The organism is Nocardia sp. SYP-A9097 (assembly GCF_009649815.1).
Classification (GTDB): domain Bacteria; phylum Actinomycetota; class Actinomycetes; order Mycobacteriales; family Mycobacteriaceae; genus Nocardia.
Genome location: NZ_WJIC01000007.1, coordinates 42,360 through 63,740, shown reverse-complemented (window position 1 = coordinate 63,740; position 21,381 = coordinate 42,360). Strand labels below are relative to the sequence as shown.

Here is a 21,381-nt window from a genome sequence, read left to right as displayed (position 1 = left end):
GTGAAGTTGGTGGCTCGCTGTGAAGGCGCGCAATGTGAGGCCCCTCATTCGGTGATATCTCACAAGAACCTGCGCGACCCTCGCTCAGCCCAGGTGCGCGGTCTCGTTGTATCCGGCGCGCACGAGTCGCGATCCCGATCGCTCCCAGCGACTGATCGAGGCATTGCGGATCTGGTTCTTCTCGATGGCCAGTATGGCGTTCTCGTCGAGATTGTCGAGCACATACCGCATCATCACCACGACGATGTCATGCGCGAAAACCAGTACGTGCCCGTCCAATTCGGGCAGCAACGTCCGCAATCGCAGTGCGACATCGGTCCACGATTCCCCACCCGGCGGCCGATAGTAGAACCGCCCCAGCCGTTCCCGCCGCGCGAGCTCCTCGGGATAGCGCCGCCTCCACCCCAATTCGGTGAGCCCGTGCAAACTCCCGATATCCCGATCCCGCAACCGCTCATCCACCCGAGACGCCGATACGGTCGTCCCGCGCAGCGCGATATCGGCGGTCTCCCGGGCACGCAGATACGGCGAACACCACACCGTCCACCGCCGCTCGGGCCGTCCGGCGAGCCACGCGCCCACCGCCCCCGCCTGCCGCCGCCCCAACTCGGTCAGCGGCGAATCGGGATCTCTTGTACCGCTGTCGAATACCTCCGACTCGGCGAGCGCCGCCCGCGCCGCCGCGGCATTCCCGGCGCTCTCGCCGTGCCGCACCATTGTGAGTGATTCCAGAGCCATGGGACGCCCAGATTACCCCGAGCGGCCCGCTACCGCAGCAAATCTCTTTACCGCTGCTAATGTGATCTGAAAGTTGAAGTGATTGATCGGCCGTGAAGTATGGGGCAGCGGTAAAGGATTGGGCTTCACCCGCAACGGCACGCACGCCGAACTGCTCACCATCGCCGCGGACGGCATAGCGCTCAAACCCGCCAATCTCTCGTTCGAGCAGGCCGCCGCGTGCGGTGTCCCGTACCTCACCGCGCTCGAGGCACTCGACCGCGCCGCGGTGACCTCCGGCACCCGCCGACGGCCATGCCCACGTTCCGGTGCTGGACCTGTACCGTCGCGGGGCCGACATCATCGGCGTCAATTCGCTACTGCACGATGTGGTCGCCAGCGCGGCCGCACTCGAGAAACTGCGCCGTGCCTTCGAATGCGGCGAACTACCCGTCCCCGATCCGGCGGTGTCGCGCCCCTTGGAGGACGCGGTAGCGGTCTATCGAGATCTGAACGACGGTATCGCGAGCAAATTCGTTCTCGTGAACCCCAATTGAGCCCCTCCTGGTTACATTCGTGACCCGGTCGGCGTGCCCGCGGTGAGGTCCGCGGGCGGCAGCCAGAGGGTGGCTATGGTGCCGCCGCCGACCGCGGGTTCGATGGAGGCGTTGCCGCCGTGGGCCTGGGCGACCCAGGCGACCAGGGCCAGGCCGATGCCATTGCGGCCGGTGCGGCCCGCCGAGCCGCGGTTGAAGGGGCTGGCGGACATGACGGGGTCTACGCCGGGGCCGTGGTCGCGCACGCTCACCCGGCCCTCGGCGATATGGACCTCGACGGGGGCGGAGCGGTTCACCGCGCCGTGGGTGAGGCCGTTCTCCAGCATGTTTCGGATGGCCAGGCCCAGTAGTTGGGGGTCACCGACGACCACCGAGGGGTGGGCGGTGACGAGGATGCGCTCATCGGCGGCCTCCTCGGCCACCGCTTCGGCGAGTTGGTCCAGGCGCAGCATGGTGCGTTCGGGCTCGGCTATGCCCGTTTGCATTCGGGCGCGCGCCAGCAGGCCGGTGACCAGGCGGGCCATCCGGTCGGCGAGGCGGCGGGCCTCGGCCAGGGTGTGCTGGACCTCATCGGGTTTCGGGCGGGATTCGGTGAGCAGCTTCAAAGTGGTCAGGGGCGTGCGCAATTCGTGTGCGGCATCGCCCAGGAACTGTTCGTGTTCGTCCAGCATGCGCAGCGCTTGACTCTGGCTGCGGCCCGACAGCAGATACGCGGCGGCGGTGGAGACCGCGATCAGCGCGAGGCCACCGATCGCCAACGCCCACAACAGCATTCGATGCTGATCCGGATTGTCCATGGATTGGTCGGCGGCCAGGATGACCACGATATTGTCCCAATCCGTCCAGTACACCGGCGTTCCCACCACGATCACCGACCGCCCGGTGATATCGGTGGAGGTGCGCCGCAGCGACTTGTACAGCGCGCCTTCGGAATTGTCCTCGACCTGCGTGGCCAGGGTGCTGATCTCACTGTCGGCCGGCATGAGTGAGCGCTGATAGGTATGCGACTGCTTCCACGGCTGACCCTGCTCGCGCACCAGCACCACCACCGCGGTGGAGCTCTGCGCCAGCTCGTCGTCTATCACCGTGGACAGGTCCAGCGCGTTCTTCTCATCGTGCTGAATGGCGCGCGCGAGCCCGGCCGCCACCTTCTCGACCTGCCGGTCGGCTTCGATGGCGCGCGAATGCGAATCGATGGTGGCGGCCACGAAACCCAGCACCAGCACCGCGGTCGCGGTGATGACGGTCACCAGCCCGGTCATCATCCAGCGCGCCCGGCGCAACCGCGCGACCGCTGGCGAACGATGCGAACTCATGCGGCCCCACCGATGAGAAACCCTGTGCCACGCACGGTTTCGATGACAGAGGGCTCGCCGAGCTTGCGGCGCAACTTCGCCACCACGGCGTCCACCACATTCGATGCGGGCTCGGCCATTTCGTCCCAGCAGCATTCGATGAGGTCGGTGCGGGTGACCACACTGCCGCGCCGGGTCGCCATGAGTTCGAGCACCGCGAACTCCTTCGGTGTCAGCGACAGCATGATGCCGCCGCGGGTGACCCGGCGCCGCATGAGGTCGATATCGATGTCCGCCACCGCTATTCGCGAGGCGGTGGGCTGTTCGCGCCGACGGCACAGCGCCCGCACCCGCATCACCAGTTCGGGGAGCGCGAAGGGTTTGGTCAGGTAGTCGTCCGCGCCCTGTTCGAATCCGGCGAGCCGATCATCGAGTCCGTCGCGGCCGGTGAGCATGAGCGCGGGCATGGTGTGCCCGGCGTGCCGGGCCCCGGCGACCAGGTCCAGGCCGTCGCCATCGGGCAGGCCGCGGTCCACGACCAGGCAGTCGTAGCGATTGATGGCGATCTTGAAGTCGGCGTCGGCGATGTCATAGGCGAAATCCACCGCGAACCCCGCCGACCGCAAACCATCGGTCACTTCTCGACTGAGTTGCTGATCGTCCTCCAACACCAAAACACGCACAGAGCCAGAGCGTAGGCCATGTCGAACGGCCGCCCAACGTATCCGGAGCGCCCATGACGGCGAAATGATCGGAAAATTATCAGCCGCCCATCTGCCTGTCACCCCACAATGTTCGACGTCCCGCCGCCTGTCATTCCGGCGTCCCGCCGACCATGACGTGCGGCCCTTGTCGTTCCGGCGCGCGGTCTCTGCCATTCCGGCATGCGGTCCCCGCGTCATCCCGACGTGTTCGTGGCCGGGATCCACCCCACCCGACCCTCTCACGGAATGGTCGGCGGGGTCGAGGCTGTCCTGTCAGCGTCCTTCGCGCCGTGAGGTGCTACACCGCGCGGGCGGGTCGCAGCTACTGCCTGTATTCTGCACATGGACTGCTTTTATGTCGTATGCGGGGGAATTCGAACCCGGTGCGGCAGGCGCACCCGCAAACGGCGGGTGAATCTATCGGTGTACGACGGCTTCGAGGAGGTGGGTCGCATGCGTAGCGAGCCCCCTAGTCGAAGGCCGCGCGGCGCCGCCCCCTCGTATTGCCGGTAGTTCTTCGCGGCGACGGGGTAGGTGCCTCGCGGTGTGACCTGGTGCTTCCATCCGTTCACCCCTGACTCGCCACTCGGCTGAGGTGTTCCGCCATGACGCAGACCGATCTGCCCGTCGTTCCGACGCTGCCCACTGTCCTCACGCTGCCCGCCCATACCGATGCGGGCGCCGATTCCCTTCGCGCGCAAGGTGATTCGCTGCGCGATATCGTCGACTGCCATCACCTGGCCGCGACCCTGGAGTGGCTGGACAATCATCCGCCGCACGTCATCGCCGATGAACTCGCGCGGATGGACGCCGTCGAGGCGGGCATGGCCTTCCGGCTGTTGGACAAGGATCGCGCCCTCGATGTGTTCGAGGAGCTCGAGCCCGTCGATCAGCAGCAGATCCTGACCGGTCTGCGCGATCAGAGCTTCCGCGATCTGGTCGAGGAGATGGATCCGGACGATCGCGCCCGCATGTTGCGCGAGGCTCCCGCCAAGGTCGCCAAGAAGGTGCTGGCCGGGCTGAGCCAGGAGGAGCGTCGGATGACGGCGTTGCTGCTGGGCTACCCCGAGGGTTCGGTCGGCTTCTATATGACACCGGAAGTTGTTGCGCTGCCGCGTAATCTGCCGGTCTCGGCCGCCTTGCAGACCGTGCGCACCAAGGGCTCGAACGCGGAGACCGTCTACACCCTGCCCGTGGTGGATGCGGGCCGCCGCCTGATCGGCGTGGTCGAACTGCGTGATCTGGTGCTCAGTTCGCCCGATGCCATGATCGCGGATCTCGTTGTCTCCGAACCGGTTTTCGCTCGCGCCACCGATTCGGCGGAGAAGGCGGCCCGGCTCATGCAGGGCGCGAACCTGATCAATCTGCCGGTGGTGGACAGCGAGGACCGACTGGTCGGCCTGCTCACCATCGATGACGCCATCGAGGTCATCGAGGCCGCCGACTCCGAGGATGTGGCGCGCCAGGCGGGCACCACCCCGTGGGCCGGTCACTATATGGCGGCCGGGGTATTCCAGCTGGCCCGCTACCGCGCGCTGTGGCTGATGCTGCTGCTGGTGGCGGCCACGCTCACGGTGACGGTGACGGATGTGTTCGAGGGAACCCTCGCGCAGGCAGCGCATCTGGCGCTGTTCATTCCACTGCTCATCGGCGCGGGCGGCAATGCGGGAGCGCAGGCGGCCACCACGTGTGTGCGTGCGCTGGCCGTTGGCGAGGTGCGTGTCTCGGACCTGTTCAAGGTGATCTGGCGCGAATGCCGGGTGGGCCTGCTGCTCGGGGCCATGCTGGCCGTGGTCGGCATGGTCATCGCCGCGCTCTTCGTGGGCGCGAAAATCGGTCTGGTGGTTGGTATTACGCTGATCATCATCTGCGGTTGGGCGGCCACCATCGGCGGCACCATGCCGCTGCTGGCCAAGAAGCTGCGCATCGATCCGGCTGTGATCTCGGCCCCGATGGTGACCACGCTGGTCGACGCGACCGGTCTGGTGATCTATTTCATGACCGCGAAACTGGTGCTCGGCATCTGATCAGCAACCACTTGAAGACACAAGGTCTTGTGATGGGCTTTCTTGTCCGGCACCAGTAGTAGTGTTCAAGGTAAGGAAGTCTGCAACGGGCCGGTGGGCTGGAGAGGGTGAGTGAACGGGCGTGAAACTGATCAGTCGGGTATCGGCGATCAACTGGAACCGTGTGCTGGACGAGAAGGACGCGGAGGTCTGGGATCGACTCACCGGCAACTTCTGGTTGCCGGAGAAGGTGCCGGTCTCCAATGACATTCCGTCGTGGGCCACGCTGACCCCCAGCGAGAAGCAGCTGACCATGCGGGTTTTCACCGGCCTGACCCTGCTGGACACCATCCAGGGCACGGTCGGCGCGGTCAGCCTCATTCCGGATGCGCTGACCCCGCACGAGGAAGCGGTCTACACCAATATCGCGTTCATGGAGTCCGTGCACGCGAAGAGCTACAGCCAGATCTTCTCCACGCTCTGCTCCTCCAAGGAGATCGACGAAGCCTTCCGCTGGTCCGAGGAGAATCGGAACCTGCAGCGCAAGGCCGAGATCGTGCTGGACTACTACAACGGTGAGGACCCGCTCAAGCGCAAGGTGGCCTCCACCCTGCTGGAGTCCTTCCTGTTCTACTCCGGCTTCTACCTGCCCATGCACTGGTCCTCGCGGGCCAAGCTCACCAATACCGCAGACATGATCCGCCTGATCATTCGCGATGAGGCCGTGCACGGCTACTACATCGGCTACAAGTTCCAGAAGGGCCTGGAGCTGATCTCGCAGGCCGAGCGCGATGAGCTCAAGGCGTACACCTTCGAGCTGCTGTTCGAGCTGTACGAGAACGAGGTCGAGTACACCCAGGATCTGTACGACGAGGTCGGTCTCACCGAGGACGTCAAGAAGTTCCTGCGCTACAACGCCAACAAGGCGCTGATGAACCTCGGCTACGAGGGCCTGTTCCCCAAGGACGAGTGCGATGTGAACCCGGCGATCCTGTCGGCATTGTCACCCAATGCCGATGAGAATCATGACTTCTTCTCCGGCTCGGGCTCCAGCTACGTCATCGGCAAGGCCGTGAACACCGAGGACGAGGACTGGGAGTTCTAATTCCCGCTCGCTGAAAAACGAAGCCCGGCAATCCGATTCACGGATGCCGGGCTTTCGTCTGTGGTCAGTGGCTTCGAAACTCAGTCCGACACATAGGAATTGAGCGACTTGCGCAGATCTTCGAGCAGCGCCCGCGCGGCGGTGATGCCCGAACCATGCCAAATGCTGTCCGCCACAGCGAATTCCCGACGATCGTTGACCGCGCTCAGCGACTTCCAGTCATCACCGTGCATGACCGATTCGGCGTACTTCTGGCCGTCCTTACCGTCGAACATCACATAGATGATGTCGCCCTCGACCTTGTCGCGATCGGCCTGCGCGCTCAGTCCCGGCACATCGAACGAGTCACCGCGCTGGGACTGCGGCCGCTGCACCCCGGCATCGGCGAGCACCAGTCCGGCGAAGCTGTTGTTGCCCTGCACCTGAATGCTCTTCGGATCGAACCGCAGCACCGACGCCTGGGACAGGCTGGCCGACACCGAGTTTCCGGCATCGCGGGCCGAGATCCGATATTCGTCCAGGGCCTTGGCCGCGGCGCTCTTGCGATCCAGGGCCGCGCCGTAGGTACTGAACTCGGCCTGCCAGCCGTTATCCGCACCCGCCAGCACTGTCGGCGCGATTCCCTTCAACGCGTCGTACTGCGCGCTGTCCGAGGCCGCGCCGAGAATCAAATCGGGTTTGAGCTCAGCCACTTTCGCCGCGTCCGGGCTGCCGACCATACCGACCGCCGGAATCAGGGAGATGCCCGTGCCCAGGTAGGAGGGTTGCGCGGTGGGCCCGGAAACCGTTGCCGCACCGACCACTCGCTCCCACAGACCCAGCGCGCACACGGCATCGAGGGCGGCGGTGGAGAGCACCACGACACGTTTCGGATCGGCGGGCACCTCACTGGTTCCCGCGGCATGGGTGACGGTGACCGTCCCCGAACTCGCGTCCGCGGCGCTCGGCAGCGCACACGCGGCCCGAGTATCGCGCTCAACACCCACCACACCGGCTCCGGCGATATTGGTGGTGGTGCGCACAATCGAGCTCATGGCATCGTCCGTGCCCTTGCTACACCCCGCGAGTAGACCCGCCGGTAGCACCGCGACAGCGGCCAGAACACTGCCCCAGGTGCGCAAACGGCGCACCGGGCCATTGGTGGAGGCGAACGTGATTCGGGTGGAAGCGGACTCGCGCACCGGCATGGCTGGCAGCGTACATCCGGTGACCGCGACGCCCAATTACGACACAGAGTAGGACCAGCCCGCGAGCCCTGTGGGAGCACGGTTTACGATCCTTGGAGCGCTAGGCCCCCGTCGTTCGTCATGCGCCGAACCGGACGCCGGAACCACCGCGTGCGAACGACAAGAAGGCACCTGTTCAGGAGGATTTGTGACTGCCGTAGAGCCACAGCCAGTCCGTCAAGTGGAGGCGGCTCGGCCATACCCGCAACGAGTGGGTCCGAAGGGTTCGTTCATCTACAAGATGGTCACCACGACGGACCCGAAGGTTCTCGGCGTCATGTATTTGGTGACTGCCATGTCCTTCTTCCTCGTCGGCGGCCTCATGGCCCTGCTGATGCGTGCCGAGCTCGCGCGACCGGGCATGCAGTTCCTGTCGCCGGAACAGTTCAACCAGCTGTTCACCATGCACGGCACCATCATGCTGCTGTTCTACGCGACCGCGATCGTGTTCGGCTTCGCCAACATCATCCTGCCGCTGCAGATCGGCGCGCCCGACGTGGCGTTCCCGCGTCTGAACGCGTTCAGCTACTGGCTGTACCTGTTCGGCGGCACCATGGCCACCGCCGGTTTCATCACCCCGGGTGGTGCGGCCGACTTCGGCTGGACCGCCTACACCCCGCTGTCGGACATCGTCCACTCCCCGGGCGTCGGCGCCGACCTGTGGATCCTGGGCCTGGCCGTCTCCGGTCTGGGCACCATCCTCGGTGGCGTGAACATGCTGACCACCGTGGTCTGCCTGCGCTGCCCCGGTATGACCATGTTCCGCATGCCGATCTTCACCTGGAATATCGCTGTCACCAGTGTGCTTGTGCTGCTTGCCTTCCCGCTGCTGACCGCGGCGCTGTTCGGCCTGGCGTACGACCGTCACCTGGGTGGTCATATCTATGACCCGGCAAATGGTGGTGCACTGCTCTACCAGCACTTGTTCTGGTACTTCGGTCACCCGGAGGTGTACATCATCGCGTTGCCATTCTTCGGCATCGTCTCCGAGATCTTCCCGGTCTTCAGCCGTAAGCCGATCTTCGGTTACACCACACTGGTTTACGCGACGCTCGGTATCGCGGCGCTGTCCATCGCCGTGTGGGCGCATCACATGTACGCCACCGGTGCGGTGCTGCTGCCGTACTTCTCGTTCATGACGTTCTTGATCGCCGTTCCCACCGGCGTGAAGTTCTTCAACTGGATCGGCACCATGTGGCGGGGTCAGCTGACCTTCGAGACGCCGATGCTGTGGTCGATCGGCTTCCTGGTGACGTTCCTCTTCGGTGGTCTGTCGGGTGTCATCCTGGCGAGCCCGCCGCTCGACTTCCATGTCTCGGACACGTATTTCGTTGTCGCGCACTTCCATTACGTGCTGTTCGGCACCATCGTGTTCGCGACCTTCGCGGGTATCTACTTCTGGTTTCCGAAGATCACCGGCCGCATGATGGACGAGCGCCTGGGCAAGTGGCACTTCTGGACGACTCTCGTCGGCTTCCACACCACCTTCCTGGTGCAGCACTGGCTGGGCAACGAGGGCATGCCGCGTCGCTACGCCGACTACCTGCCGACCGACGGCTTCACGACCCTGAACACCATCTCCACGATCGGTGCCTTCATCCTGGGTTCGTCCATGCTGCCGTTCATCTGGAACGTCTTCAAGTCCTACCGCTACGGCGAGGTCGTCACGGTCGACGATCCGTGGGGCTACGGCAACTCGCTGGAGTGGGCGACCTCCTGCCCGCCGCCGCGGCACAACTTCTACGAGCTGCCCCGGGTCCGCTCCGAGCGTCCCGCGTTCGAGCTGCACTACCCGCACATGGTCGAGCGCATGCGCGCCGAGGCCCATGTCGGCTGGGGCACCAAGTCCCACACCGTGCACGAGCTGCAGGACAGCGTGTCCAAGTAGCACAGCGCAATACCCACCGCGGCGGTCGTCTTCTGACGGCCGCCGCGGTCGTCTTCCGGTATGGAAATGCGGAGTGACCGAAAGGAATCCGATGTCGGAGCCGGAACTGTCCACCGCCTGGTCACGGGCGAACGGACTGCGATTGCCCGTGGTCAACGCGCCCATGGGTGGTGTCGCGGGCGGTCGGCTCGCGGCGGCGGTCACTCGTGCCGGTGGGCTCGGGATGATCGGTATGGGGAGCGCGGGGTCGGTGGCCGCGCTCGAGCGGGAGTTGCCACATCTCGACGGTGTGCCCGGATCATTCGGAATCGGCTTGGTGGACTGGGTGATTCGCGCCGAAGCGGGGCTGCTGCCCGCCGCCATCGCTGCCCGGCCCACGTTGATCTCGGTGAGTTTCGGGACCGATCTGTCCTGGGTGCGTGCCGTTCATGAGGCCGGAATCCGCGCGGCGACACAGGTTTACAGCATCGAGGATGCGCATCGCGCGCAGGATGCCGGAGTCGATGTGCTGGTCGCGCGGGGTTTGGAGGGTGGGGGACACGGTGCGGTCGAGGTGCCGACGCTGTCCCTGTTGCAGGCCGTTGTAGCCGAGGTACCGGTGCCGGTACTCGCAGCGGGCGGTATCGCCACCTCGCAAGATATTGCCGTGGCGCTGGCCGCCGGGGCGAGCGGAGTGTGGCTGGGCACCCGCCTGGCCGCGTGCACGGAATCCATGCTTTCCGAGACCGACCGCCGCGCATTGCTCGCGGCGAAGTCGCAGGACACCGTTGTCACCAGGGTCTTCGATGTGGCCATGGGATTGCCGTGGCCGGCACAGTTCCCGGCGCGAGTGCTGCGCAATGCCTTTACCGACCGATGGTCGGGTCTCGGCGACAAACTTCCCGAAGCGGCTCGCGCGGCCTTACATGCCGCTCGCCTCGCCGACGACCCCGACATCGTCCCGATCGATGCCGGGACCGGTGTCGGCGCGGTGACCGAGGTCCGCCCGGTCGCGCAGGTGCTCACCGACTTGTGCTCGGGTGCCGCGAACTTGCTGTGATGCCCGCGACGGCGGGCGGCGCGACCGCAACCGGTCTCGCCTGACAGAATGATGTGCGCCGCCGCGTGCTGAGGCGGGGGAGTTTGGTCGCGAGATATAGGAGTTTCATTGAGCACGTCTCAGACGACGGTTCTGGTCACTGTTACCGGACCTGACAAGCCGGGCGTGACATCGGTGCTCCTCACGGCACTCTCCAATAATGCGGTCAGCCTGCTCGATGTCGAGCAGGTCGTGATCCGCGGCCGCCTCACTCTGGGCGTGCTGGTGTCGTGTCCCACCGATCCCGAGGCACTGCAGGATCAGCTCGAGGACGCCATGGCCAGCGTCGGCATGAATGTCGATGTCGAGATCGGCGCGAACTCGGTCGCCGGTGCGCGGCTCTCCACGCACGCGATCGTGGTGCTGGGTTCCCCGGTCACCGCCCGCGCCTTCAGCGCCATCTCACGCAAGCTCGCCGAGCAGCGCGTCAATATCGACTCCATTCGCGGTATCGCCGATTATCCGGTGACCGGTCTGGAACTCATGGTCACCGTGCCGTCCCCGGACGCGGATACCGAGACCACCCTGCGCACCATGCTGGCCGTGGTGGCCGCCAAGGAGAGCGTGGATATCGCCGTCGAGCGCGCCGGTCTGGCGCGACGCTCCAAGCGGCTCATCGTGTTCGACGTGGACTCGACGCTGATCCAGGGCGAGGTCATCGAAATGCTGGCCGCGCACGCCGGTGTCGAGGAAGAGGTCCGGGCCGTTACCGAGGCCGCCATGCGCGGTGAAATCGATTTCGCCGAATCGCTGCGCCAGCGCGTGGCCACCCTCGCGGGCCTGGATGCCTCGGTCATCGACGAGGTGGCCGACAAGATCGAGCTGACCCCGGGCGCGCGTACCACCATTCGCACCTTGCGCCGCATGGGTTTCCGCTGCGGCGTCGTCTCCGGCGGTTTCCGTCAGGTGATCGAACCCCTCGCGCACGAACTGGAATTGGATTTCGTGCAGGCCAATACGCTCGAGATCGTCGACGGCAAGCTCACCGGTCGTGTGGTCGGCGAGATCGTGGATCGGGCCGCCAAGGCCGTCATGCTGCGTCGGTTCGCCGCGGAATCCGGTGTGGCCATGGAGCAGACGGTCGCGGTCGGTGACGGCGCGAATGACATCGACATGCTGAACGCGGCCGGCCTCGGTATCGCGTTCAATGCCAAGCCCGCGCTGCGCGAGGTCGCCGATGCCGCACTCTCGCACCCCTTCCTGGACGCCGTGCTGTTCATCCTCGGTGTCACTCGCGAAGAGGTCGAGGCCGCCGATGCCCGCGACGGCGGTGTGCGCCGGGTGCCGCTGCCCCGCTAGAAACCGCGAAACGCGTTGGGCCGCCTGCACGATCGGCGGCCCTCCCGTCGGTAGCGTGGTCCGCACTGTCCGGCCACGACGATGGGAGGCTGTCCGTGTGGGTGCGCACACCGCTGGCGGTAGTGATGCTCGGGCTGGCATTGACCGGCTGCGGCAATAATGCCAATCCGAATGAAGTGCCGCCCACGACAACCACTTCCGCCGCCCAGCACGTGTCCGAGCCGGTGACGGCGGGTAAAGATCAGGACGGCAAGGATATTCCGCTGGCGATCGGCCAGGGTTTGACCGTGCGCCTGACCGCCAATCCCTCCACCGGATACCTGTGGGAGCTGACCCAATTGGATCAGAGCATGGTCCGGCAGGACGGTGGCGCGGAGTACGAGCAGGACGCGAGCCCCCGGGACATGGTCGGCGTCGGTGGCACCTCCATCTGGCGCTTCACCGCGCGGGCGCCCGGCGCGACCCGCCTGGTATTGGAGTACCGCCGCCCCTGGGAGCAGGGGATCGAGCCGGCCGAACGCTTCACGCTGAACCTGAACGTCACGTAATCGGGTTCGGCTCAGCTATTTTCGGGATTTCGTTACTCTGGCTCAGAGTTGTCGGTTTGATGAGGAGCGTGATGCCGGTGTCCAGCGTGGAGTCCACCATCGATGCCGGGTTCGTGGCCAGGCATGCGGAGTTGGCGCGGGGCTACGGCGGTGGCGGCGATCCGGCGGATCCGACGCTGGTACAGGCGATGCAGATGGTGTTGCACATCCCCAAAGCCGATCCGCCACGACGAAATGCGTTGCTGGCCGCCGCCGCATCCGCGGTGGTGGAGCTCTGCCTGGACGAGCGGGTCGGGCCGGACGGTGAATGGGAGGAGCGTTATCTCACCTGGAAGCGATCGCGAATTCGGAAGGTGGCCAGGCGCGCTCGGGGCACGCAATGGCTGGCCGCGCAGGATGTGGATGGTGTGACAGTCGAATTCGAGGGCGCGCAGGCCCGGGCGCTGGTGCCCGGTGCGGTCGGCGAAATCGATCCGCGGATCAAACGCTTACAGATCGGCGGCACCGAATTGGAGGCCGATGAACCGAATTCGATCATTGGCGGGTATCCGACGCTATGGGTGAATTCGGAATTGGGTATGACTGTGGGTAAGGCCGCCGCGCAGGTCGGGCATGCGAGCATGCTGTTGGCCGGTTTCATGCCGGTGCAGCAGGCGCACGCCTGGTCCGCGCGCGGTTTCCGATGCAATGTAGCCGAGGCCGATCCACAGCACTGGGCTCAGCTACAGCGCCGGGTGGCCGAGGGTAGCGCTGTCGCGGTACGCGATGCCGGATTCACCGAGGTGGCGCCGGGATCGATGACCGTGATCGCGGTGCAGATGAACTGAATCGGCGGATGCCGACAGCTGTCCATGCCACGAACCGCTCGGTCGGAACAGTGGCCCATGTGTGCTGAGGTATCGACTTCACCGAACTGCAGGAGAAGGATCGGTGCACGAGTTTCCGCAGGAGGAAACACGACTATGACGACACTGCTGGTTGTTCTCATCGTATGGGTGGTGCTCTCGATCCCGGCGGCACTGCTCCTGGCACGCATGTTCCGGTCCACGAGCGACGACGCGCGCGGCCGCGGCGAGACGCGAACACGCCGAGACGGGCATGCGCGCAGCCCCGACGACCCCGAACTATCCCCACACCGCCTCGAAATCGACCGCCGCACCGGTGAATTCACGTCCGGATTCGGTGCGGAAGAAAGTGACACGCATCGAGTTTTCCCACCACGTTGACGAACGTCCAGGGCGGTGGGCCAAGATGGACCCCGTGCCGCAACCGGATCCCGATCTGCTCATCGACTTCAACGATGTCACCGTCCGACGCTCGGGCCATACGCTCGTCGGCCCAGTCACCTGGCAGGTGGAGCTCGACGAACGCTGGGTAGTGCTGGGCCCCAACGGGGCCGGTAAGACATCATTGCTGCGGATGGCCGCCGCCGAGATGTATCCGACGTCCGGCGAGGCCAACCTGCTGGGGGAGACCCTGGGCAAGGTGGATATCAATGAGCTGAAACCGCGGATCGGATTGTCCTCGGCCGCGGTCGCCGGACGGGTGCCGGTGGATGAGAAGGTCTCCGATCTGGTGGTCTCCGCCGGATACGCGGTCATGGGTCGCTGGCGCGAACGCTATGACGCGATGGATACCGATCGCGCCGTGGATATTCTGGAAAGCCTGGGGGCCGAACACCTTTCCGATCGCGCCTACGGGACGCTGTCCGAGGGGGAGCGCAAGCGGGTGCTCATCGCCCGTGCGCTCATGACCGACCCGGAACTGCTACTACTCGACGAGCCCGCCGCCGGACTGGATCTGGGTGGGCGCGAGGAGTTGGTGGAGCGGCTGGGGGATCTGGCCGCCGATCCGGACGCACCCGCGACCGTGCTGGTCACCCATCACGTGGAGGAGATTCCGCCCGGATTCACGCACGGCCTGCTGCTCAATGAGGGCAGTGTGGTGGCGCAGGGCCTGCTCACCGATGTACTGACCGCCGACAATCTGAGCGAGGCATTCCGGCAGTCGATCGCATTGGATCGGATCGACGGACGGTATTTCGCCCGCCGCGCACAGCGTTTCGGACGTCATCGCAATCGCTGAATCTTTCTGCGGCGCGCTGCCATTGCATCGTTTGTCCAGAACGGGCAAACTGTCGGCAATATCTCCGGTTTAAGCGTTGAACTGGTGTGTCGATGCAATCGCCGACGTTTCGCCACCCGCTGGCGAATTTTCGGCGTGGGTGGAGGGAGCAGGGGATGGGTCGCACACTCGGAATCGTCGCGCTGCTGGCGGTGTCACTGGCGGTGGCGGCCTGCGCCGCCGATCCCGCGCCGCCGCATAAACTTTCGCCCTCGGAATCGGCGGAAGGTGTGGCACCCGCGGCGCTTCCCGCGGAATTGGTCGGCAAGACCGTGCAACTCACCTATGACAGTGGGTCCGGGGGCACCGCGACCTTCGGCGGCGACGGCCGCACCCTCACCTATGTGGCGGCCGATACCGGCCGCAAGACCACCTCGCCGGTGGCGGTGGAAGCCGTCGCGCCGGGCATCTTCCTGGTCACCTGGACCGATGACGCGACCGGCTCGGTAATCAGCCAGGTGCAGGACTACCGCACCGGCAAGGTGCGGGGCACCTGGTCGCGTCCTGACGAACCCAATGCGTCCATGACGATCGAAACCCGCAGCGGGTCAGTGCACTTGACCGATTGACTCATTCGCGCCGGCAGCGGCACAGCGCGTCGATGACCGTGCGCGCCGCATTGGACGGAGTGCGCTGCGCGTCGTGCGCGATCGCCAGATGCCACGGAATGGGTGCGCCCGCGCGCTCGGCGAAGACCGTGGCATCGGTGGTTTCGGCGACCGAACGCGGCACCAGCAGCACGCCGAAGTCCTTGGCCGCCAACTCCAATGCGAATATCTGATCCGCCACCTCGATCACACTGCGGCGGGCCGGAAACAAGTCGTCGGCTATTCCGCGAATACCCCAGCCCGGTGCGAAGTCGATGAATCGGATGCCATCGAGATCGGCCGCGCCGAACGGTCGGCCCGCCAGCGGATGTCCGGGCGCGGTACACAGCACAATGCTCTCGGAACTGATCGGATACAGCCGCAATCCGGCGATCTCCGTGCTCACTCCCGCCACCAGCGCGATCTCCAGACTCCCGTCCCGCAGCCCCGCGATATTCCCGCTCACCCCCGAAATATCCTGCCGCATTTGCAAAGTCACCTCCGGGTACCGCCCGCGCAGGTCGGCGATAACGCTCGCCAAATCCAGGGTATGGATATTCATCAGATTCCCTATCACCACCTCACCCCGCACCTGCCCCCGCGCCCGATCGATCCCATCGGCGATTTCCAGCCGCGCCCGCAACATATTTCGCGCCGGCATCACCGCCGCACGTCCGGCATCGGTGAGCTCGAGCCCGCGCGGTGTGCGATCGAAGAGCCGCGCCCCGAGTTCGCGTTCGAGCTTCGCCACACTGGTGGATACCGCCGACTGCACGAGATTCAGACTGCGCGCCGCCGCGGTGAACGAGCGATGCTCCTGACAGGCCAGAAAACATTCGATCTGACGAATCTCCACGGCACGATCCTAGCTATTTCATAGATGGGCACATCAAAACTCATCGCTTCCATTGATCGCGCCGAGGTCGGACGATGACTACCGTGACTATTTCGCCTGCCCGTCCCGATACCGCGACCATGCCGCTGACTCGGCTCACCGTGCTGGTGTTCGCGGTCGCCGCGGGTTCGTCCGCAGCCTGTCTCTATTACCTCCAGCCGTTGCTGAGTCAGGTCGCGGGGGATCTGCGGGTGTCGACGGTGACCGCCGCGCTGCTGGTCAGTGCGGCGCAGGTGGGTTATCTCAGCGGTATCGCGCTGCTGGTGCCGCTCGGTGATTTCCTGGAGCGGCGGCGCATGGTGCCCGGACTGCTCGCGATTTCGTTTGTGGCGCTGGGGCTTTCCGCCGCCGCGCCGAATCTGCCGCTACTGCTGCTGGGCGTGTTCGCCACCGGTGTCGCGGCGTCGGCGGCGCAGGTGGTGGTGCCGTGGTCCTCGGCGCTGGCCGATCCGCATAAGCGGGGCGAGATCGTCGGCACCGTGATGAGCGGGCTGCTGCTGGGAATCCTGTTGTCCCGCGTGCTTTCCGGGGCCATCGCCGAATTCGCCGGATGGCGTGGGGTGCTGCTGGTGGCCGCGGGAATTCAGCTCGTCATGTCGGTGAGCGTGTATCTGCTCGCGCCCGCGACCGGACGGGCGGCGACCGAGGAACGCTATCTCGAGGTGCTCGCGTCGGTGCTGGTGCTGATTCGTCGGCATGCGGTGCTGCGGCAGCGCATGGTGCTGGGATTCCTTGCCATGGCGTGCTTTTCGGGCATGTGGACGGGGTTGGCGTTCCTGCTCGCGGGGTCGAGTTCGTATCACTACTCGGAGTTCGTCATCGGCCTGTTCGGTCTCGCCGGTGTGACGGGTGCGCTGGGCGCGCCACTGGTGGGCCGGTCGGCCGATCACGGAAAGCTGCGCGCCGTCACCACGCTGGTGTGGCTCGCCGTCCTGGCCGGATGGGGTCTGCTGGCCTGGGGTGGCAGCAATGTGTGGGTGCTGATCATCGCCCTGCTGGTCTTCGATTTCGGTGTGCAGGGCATCCAATTGTCCAATCAGAGCGCCATTTACGCGCTCGATCCGGCCGCGCGCAGCAGGCTCACCACGGCGTACATGGTCGCCTACTTCCTGGGCGGGGTGGCCGGTTCGGTGACCGCGGGTTCGGCGTATCAGGCCGGTGGATGGGGTCTTATCTGCGGGATCGGCGCCGGCGCGACGCTGCTCGCGCTCGCCCTGTGGGCGATGTTCGCCAGATGCCCTAGCAACCGTTAGGGTGCGAAAGGTGAGTGAGACCGTTGCCCAGCCCGTTGCCCAGCCCACCAGCGCGCCCGTCAAGGACGCCTCCACGGTGATGCTGGTGCGTGACGGCGCACGTGGCCCCGAGGTGTTCCTGCAGCGCCGTGTCGTAGGTATGGCGTTCGCCGCCGGTATGACGGTATTCCCGGGCGGCGGTGTGGACCGCTCCGACGCCTCGGTCACCCTCGACTGGGCCGGGCCCGAACCCGCTTGGTGGGCGGAGCGTTTCGGCACCGATGCCGGGCGCGCGCAGACCCTCGTATGCGCCGCCGTGCGTGAGACCTTCGAGGAGTGCGGCGTCCTGCTCGCGGGCCCGACCGCCGATTCGGTCGTCTCCGACACCTCCGTCTACGCCGAGGCGCGTGGACAGCTCGAGCGCCGCGAACTCTCCTTCGCCGAATTCCTGACCCGCGAAAAGCTGGTGCTGCGCACCGATCTGCTGCGCCCCTGGGACAACTGGATCACCCCCGAGATCGAGCCGCGCCGCTACGACACCCGCTTCTTCGTGGCGGTCCTGCCCGAGGGTCAGCTCGCCGACGGTGCGACCACCGAGGCCGACGTCGTCACCTGGTGCACGCCCGACGAGGCCATTGCCCGCTGGCAGCAGGGCCTGGACGTGCTGCTCCCGCCCACCTGGACCCAGCTGGACGCGCTGCGCGAATTCGCCTCCACCGCGGCGATTCTCGAAGCCACCCGCACGATCGACCCGATCATGCCGGTGTACAACCCCGACGCCCAGCCTGCGCTGGCCTTCCCGCAGGCCGACCGCTACTTCGCCGATCTGCCCGATAACGCCCGCCTGCGCGGGTCGCAACGGCCGGAGTAGCTGACCCGCTCTCCGGGTGCGCCGTAACTGTCCGGTCGCCGAGCCGCTGCTCGCAATAGCTTGCGGCACAGCGGCTCGTACGACCCGGACCAGGCGGGAGTTCGGGGGCAGACCGGGTATGTCCGTTATGGGGTGTGGGGGCGAAGTCCCCACCGACCTCCACCAGTAGGGTGACCGCTGTGGCCGAATTCGTGACCGTGGACCGGGGTGTGGCGGAGGGCGTTGCCGTTCTCCGAATCGCGCGCCCGCCGATGAATCTGATCGATCTGCAGGTAGCATTGGAGGTCGCGGCCGCCGCCGCGGAGATCGCGACCGATCCGGGAATCTCCGCTGTGGTCGTCTACGGCGATGAGCGAGTGTTCTCCGCCGGCGACGAGATGGCCGAACTGGCCGGGTTCACCCCCGAGCAGGCGCAGGCCGTGGTCTCGGATTTCCAGGCCGCGCTGAGCTGCCTGGCGCGCATCCCACAGCCGACCGTCGCGGCCATCAGCGGCTATGCGCTGGGCTCGGGACTGGAACTCGCTCTAGGTGCCGATCGCCGCATAATCGGCGACAACGTGAAACTGGGTCTGCCGCAAATCAAAGCGGGGCTGATCCCGGTCGCCGGTATTCGCCGCTTGAGTCTGCTCATCGGCCCGTCCGCCGCCAAGGACCTGGTTTACAGCGGCCGCTTCGTCGATGCCGAGGAAGCCGAGAAGCTCGGCCTGGTCGACGAGGTCGTGCCCCCCGACAATGTTCTGGAATTCGCGCTGCGCTGGGCGCGCCAATTCACCGGCGGTCCGGCCCTCGCGCTCGCCGCGGCCAAGCGCGTCTTCGAAGCGGGCACGCACGGCCATGATCGCGCCCGCACCGAATGGGCCGGACTGTTCGGTTCCGAAGATCAGCAGGTTGGAACACGTTCTTATTTGGCCGACGGTCCGGGTGCGGCCTCGTTCACAGGCCGTTAGCCGGGCCGATAACCGGTCCCACCGGGGTATTCATTAGGCTGCCCTGTTATGACCGTTCGTCCTGAAGACCCCGCGCCGAACCCGCACGCCACCGAGGCGGAGGTCCAGGCCGCGTACTCCGACAACAAGCTCGCGCAGGTGCTCTACCACGACTGGGAAGCAGAGACCTACGACGACAAATGGTCCATCTCCTATGACGAGCGTTGTATCGAATACGCGCGCGGCCGCTTCGACGCGGTCGTGCCGGATGCGCAGCTGCCGTACGAGCGGGCTCTCGAACTCGGTTGCGGCACCGGCTTCTTCCTGCTGAACCTCATGCAGGGCGGTGTCGCCAAGCGTGGTTCGGTCACCGACCTGTCCCCGGGCATGGTCAAGGTCGCCACCCGTAACGGCCAGCACCTGGGCCTGGATGTGGACGGCCGCGTCGCCGACGCCGAGACCATCCCGTACGAGGACGACACCTTCGACCTGGTGTGCGGACACGCTGTGCTGCACCACATTCCGGATGTCGAACTGGCGCTCAAGGAGTGCCTGCGCGTGCTCAAGCCGGGTGGCCGTTTCGTCTTCGCGGGTGAGCCGACCACCATCGGCAATATCTACGCGCGCCGCCTCGGCCAGGCGACCTGGAAGGTCACCACCGAGATCACCAAGCTGCCGTTCCTCAAGGATTGGCGCCGCCCGCAGGAGGAGCTGGACGAGTCCTCGCGCGCGGCCGCCCTCGAGGCCGTCGTCGACCTGCACACCTTCGATCCGTCGGACCTCGAGGCCATGGCCCGCAGCGCCGGCGCCGTCGAGGTACAGGCCAAGACCGAAGAGTTCGCCGCCGCCCTGTGGGGTTGGCCGGTGCGCACCTTCGAGGCCGCCGTCCCCGCCGACAAGCTGACCCCCCGCTACCGCATGGCGCAGTACCGCGCGTGGCTGGGCTTCAGCTGGCTGGACGAGAAGGTCATGCGGCATATCGTGCCCCGCCGGTTCTTCTACAACGCCATGATCACCGGCGTGAAGCCCGGCGTCTCGGCCAAGTAGGAACTCGCGGCGAAACCCCATGGGCTACGCCTTTTCTCGCGATGATGTCGCCTACCTGGGCAGCGCGGCCGGAGTGGCCGCGCTGGCCGAGGTAGGCGCATTCGCGCTCACCTCCACATCGATGCTGTCCGATCTGGACAAGCTGCGGCGTGCCCACGGCGACCGTGCCGCCGCGCTCGTGGAGACCGTCCGCCTGCGCCGCCGCTCCACCGCCAAACTCGCCGACGCGGGGGAGTGGCTCTTCACCGACGACGCCCTGCAACAGGCCACCCCGACCGTGGTCGCGCGGCACCGCGCCGAACGCTTGAAGGGTCGCACCGTCCACGACGTAACCTGTTCCATCGGAGCGGAACTCGCGGAATTGGCGCGAGTCTGCCCGGCGGTGATCGGCAGTGATCTGGACGACGTTCGGTTGGCGATAGCCGCGCATAATCTGGGAGTGCGCAGCCTGGATGCGCGTGAATTCGGCTCCGCGGCAATCGATTCGGCCGGTGATCCGAGAACCACTCGGGTCGGCGGTGCTCGAAATGTGCTGCTGGCCAAGGCCGATGCCTTGCGGCCGTGCAGCACCGCCGAGGTGGTGATCGCCGATCCGGCCCGCCGCGCGGACGGCCGCCGCACCCATGACCCGGCGAAACTGCAACCGCCACTCCCGGATCTTCTCGATGCCTACGTGGGCCGAGATCTGGCCGTAAAGTGCGCCCCCGGATTGGATTTCGACAAACTCGCCTGGGCGGGGGAGATCGAGGTCGCCTCCCTCGACGGTGCGGTCCGCGAAGCCTGCCTGTGGTCACCGGGTTTGGCCGAATCCGGCGTAGCCCGCCGCGCCACAGTCCTTTCCAGCAGCCGCGTGCCTGAAATCCTCACGGACACGCTGCCCGACGACATCCCCGACCGCGCACCGGGGGAGTGGATCATCGACCCGGACGGCGCGGTCGTCCGCGCGGGCCTGGTCCGCCACTACGCCGCGAAACACGGCCTCTGGCAACTGGATCCCCGCATCGCCTACCTCACCGGCGATACGGTCCCCGCCGGCATGCGCGGCTTCCGAATCCTCGATCGCATGGACTTCCGCGAAAAACCCCTCCGCGCCGAACTCCACCGCCGCGATTGCGGCCCCCTGGAAATCCTCACCCGAGGCGTAGACCTCGACCCCGACGCCCTCCGCGCCAAACTCAAACCCCGTGGCACCCAACCTCATTCGCTGGTAATCACCCGCATAGGTAAAACCGCCACGGTCTTCCTCTGCGCCACTCCATAATCCGACCCCCGCCCG

The 21,381-nt window shown here is 66.0% G+C and carries 21 protein-coding genes; 16 read left to right on the top strand and 5 right to left on the bottom strand.

Annotation, left to right across the window (positions count from 1 at the left end; genetic code table 11):
• Positions 1–84 precede the first annotated feature (84 nt).
• Entirely contained in the window at positions 85–738 is a 654-nt protein-coding gene (locus GFY24_RS16540) for a histidine phosphatase family protein (RefSeq protein WP_153805951.1), read from the bottom strand.
• Between the two features lie 308 nt (positions 739–1,046).
• On the opposite strand from GFY24_RS16540, the gene GFY24_RS16535 reads away from it, so the two are divergent.
• Complete coding sequence (locus GFY24_RS16535; RefSeq protein WP_153805950.1) at positions 1,047–1,274, top strand: hypothetical protein; 228 nt, start codon at positions 1,047–1,049, stop codon at positions 1,272–1,274.
• 11 nt (positions 1,275–1,285) lie between these two features.
• On the opposite strand, the gene GFY24_RS16530 is transcribed toward GFY24_RS16535, so the two are convergent.
• Positions 1,286–2,590, bottom strand: a complete 1,305-nt coding sequence (locus GFY24_RS16530; protein WP_153805949.1) for a sensor histidine kinase KdpD — start codon at positions 2,588–2,590, stop codon at positions 1,286–1,288.
• Positions 2,587–3,252 (bottom strand): response regulator transcription factor, encoded by a 666-nt coding sequence (locus GFY24_RS16525; protein ID WP_309230939.1) that lies wholly within the window; start codon positions 3,250–3,252, stop codon positions 2,587–2,589. The genes GFY24_RS16530 and GFY24_RS16525 overlap by 4 nt, the downstream gene beginning before the upstream one ends.
• Positions 3,253–3,878: 626 nt before the next feature.
• Here GFY24_RS16525 and mgtE point away from each other — a divergent pair.
• Together mgtE and nrdF are read left to right on the top strand one after the other, a co-directional pair.
• Entirely contained in the window at positions 3,879–5,300 is a 1,422-nt protein-coding gene (mgtE, locus tag GFY24_RS16520) for a magnesium transporter (RefSeq protein ID WP_153805947.1), read from the top strand.
• A 121-nt stretch (positions 5,301–5,421) separates the two neighbouring features.
• On the top strand, positions 5,422–6,384 hold the full coding sequence (nrdF, locus tag GFY24_RS16515; protein ID WP_309230938.1) for a class 1b ribonucleoside-diphosphate reductase subunit beta: 963 nt from the start codon (positions 5,422–5,424) through the stop codon (positions 6,382–6,384).
• 80 nt (positions 6,385–6,464) lie between these two features.
• Here the strand turns inward: nrdF and GFY24_RS16510 are convergent, their stop codons facing one another.
• Complete coding sequence (locus tag GFY24_RS16510; RefSeq protein WP_153805946.1) at positions 6,465–7,571, bottom strand: ABC transporter substrate-binding protein; 1,107 nt, start codon at positions 7,569–7,571, stop codon at positions 6,465–6,467.
• A 187-nt stretch (positions 7,572–7,758) separates the two neighbouring features.
• Here GFY24_RS16510 and ctaD point away from each other — a divergent pair, with 187 nt between their 5' ends.
• From ctaD to GFY24_RS16470, 8 genes are all read left to right on the top strand, one after another.
• Positions 7,759–9,498: a cytochrome c oxidase subunit I gene (gene ctaD, locus GFY24_RS16505; RefSeq protein ID WP_309230937.1), complete on the top strand. Its 1,740-nt coding sequence runs from the start codon at positions 7,759–7,761 to the stop codon at positions 9,496–9,498.
• Positions 9,499–9,589: 91 nt separating this feature from the next.
• Positions 9,590–10,537, top strand: a complete 948-nt coding sequence (locus GFY24_RS16500) for a nitronate monooxygenase family protein (RefSeq protein ID WP_153805945.1) — start codon at positions 9,590–9,592, stop codon at positions 10,535–10,537.
• A gap of 108 nt (positions 10,538–10,645) precedes the next feature.
• Positions 10,646–11,875 (top strand): phosphoserine phosphatase SerB, encoded by a 1,230-nt coding sequence (gene serB / locus GFY24_RS16495; RefSeq protein ID WP_153805944.1) that lies wholly within the window; start codon positions 10,646–10,648, stop codon positions 11,873–11,875.
• A gap of 95 nt (positions 11,876–11,970) precedes the next feature.
• Positions 11,971–12,423 carry a protease inhibitor I42 family protein gene (locus tag GFY24_RS16490; protein ID WP_194852898.1) on the top strand — a complete coding sequence of 151 codons (453 nt, stop codon included), beginning with the start codon at positions 11,971–11,973 and terminating at the stop codon, positions 12,421–12,423.
• Positions 12,424–12,494: 71 nt separating this feature from the next.
• Entirely contained in the window at positions 12,495–13,250 is a 756-nt protein-coding gene (locus GFY24_RS16485; protein WP_228566385.1) for an aminoacyl-tRNA hydrolase, read from the top strand.
• Between the two features lie 135 nt (positions 13,251–13,385).
• Positions 13,386–13,649 (top strand): hypothetical protein, encoded by a 264-nt coding sequence (locus GFY24_RS16480; protein ID WP_153805941.1) that lies wholly within the window; start codon positions 13,386–13,388, stop codon positions 13,647–13,649.
• A gap of 25 nt (positions 13,650–13,674) precedes the next feature.
• Positions 13,675–14,508: an ABC transporter ATP-binding protein gene (locus tag GFY24_RS16475; protein WP_153805940.1), complete on the top strand. Its 834-nt coding sequence runs from the start codon at positions 13,675–13,677 to the stop codon at positions 14,506–14,508.
• 155 nt (positions 14,509–14,663) lie between these two features.
• On the top strand, positions 14,664–15,116 hold the full coding sequence (locus GFY24_RS16470; RefSeq protein ID WP_153805939.1) for a MoaF N-terminal domain-containing protein: 453 nt from the start codon (positions 14,664–14,666) through the stop codon (positions 15,114–15,116).
• A 1-nt stretch (position 15,117) separates the two neighbouring features.
• Here GFY24_RS16470 and GFY24_RS16465 read toward each other — a convergent pair whose 3' ends face one another.
• Positions 15,118–15,990 (bottom strand): LysR family transcriptional regulator, encoded by an 873-nt coding sequence (locus GFY24_RS16465; protein ID WP_309230936.1) that lies wholly within the window; start codon positions 15,988–15,990, stop codon positions 15,118–15,120.
• Positions 15,991–16,064: 74 nt separating this feature from the next.
• Here GFY24_RS16465 and GFY24_RS16460 point away from each other — a divergent pair, with 74 nt between their 5' ends.
• The 5 genes from GFY24_RS16460 to GFY24_RS16440 all read left to right on the top strand — a co-directional run bounded on the left by GFY24_RS16460 (position 16,065) and on the right by GFY24_RS16440 (position 21,366).
• On the top strand, positions 16,065–17,282 hold the full coding sequence (locus GFY24_RS16460; protein ID WP_194852897.1) for an MFS transporter: 1,218 nt from the start codon (positions 16,065–16,067) through the stop codon (positions 17,280–17,282).
• Between the two features lie 10 nt (positions 17,283–17,292).
• Complete coding sequence (locus GFY24_RS16455; RefSeq protein WP_375336054.1) at positions 17,293–18,132, top strand: NUDIX hydrolase; 840 nt, start codon at positions 17,293–17,295, stop codon at positions 18,130–18,132.
• Positions 18,133–18,311: 179 nt separating this feature from the next.
• Positions 18,312–19,079: an enoyl-CoA hydratase-related protein gene (locus GFY24_RS16450; protein WP_309230934.1), complete on the top strand. Its 768-nt coding sequence runs from the start codon at positions 18,312–18,314 to the stop codon at positions 19,077–19,079.
• 48 nt (positions 19,080–19,127) lie between these two features.
• A complete protein-coding gene (locus GFY24_RS16445; RefSeq protein WP_153805938.1) occupies positions 19,128–20,105 on the top strand; it encodes a class I SAM-dependent methyltransferase in 978 nt (325 codons plus the stop codon).
• 19 nt (positions 20,106–20,124) lie between these two features.
• Positions 20,125–21,366, top strand: coding sequence for a class I SAM-dependent methyltransferase (locus tag GFY24_RS16440; RefSeq protein WP_153805937.1), 1,242 nt, complete (start codon positions 20,125–20,127; stop codon positions 21,364–21,366).
• Positions 21,367–21,381 lie beyond the last annotated feature (15 nt).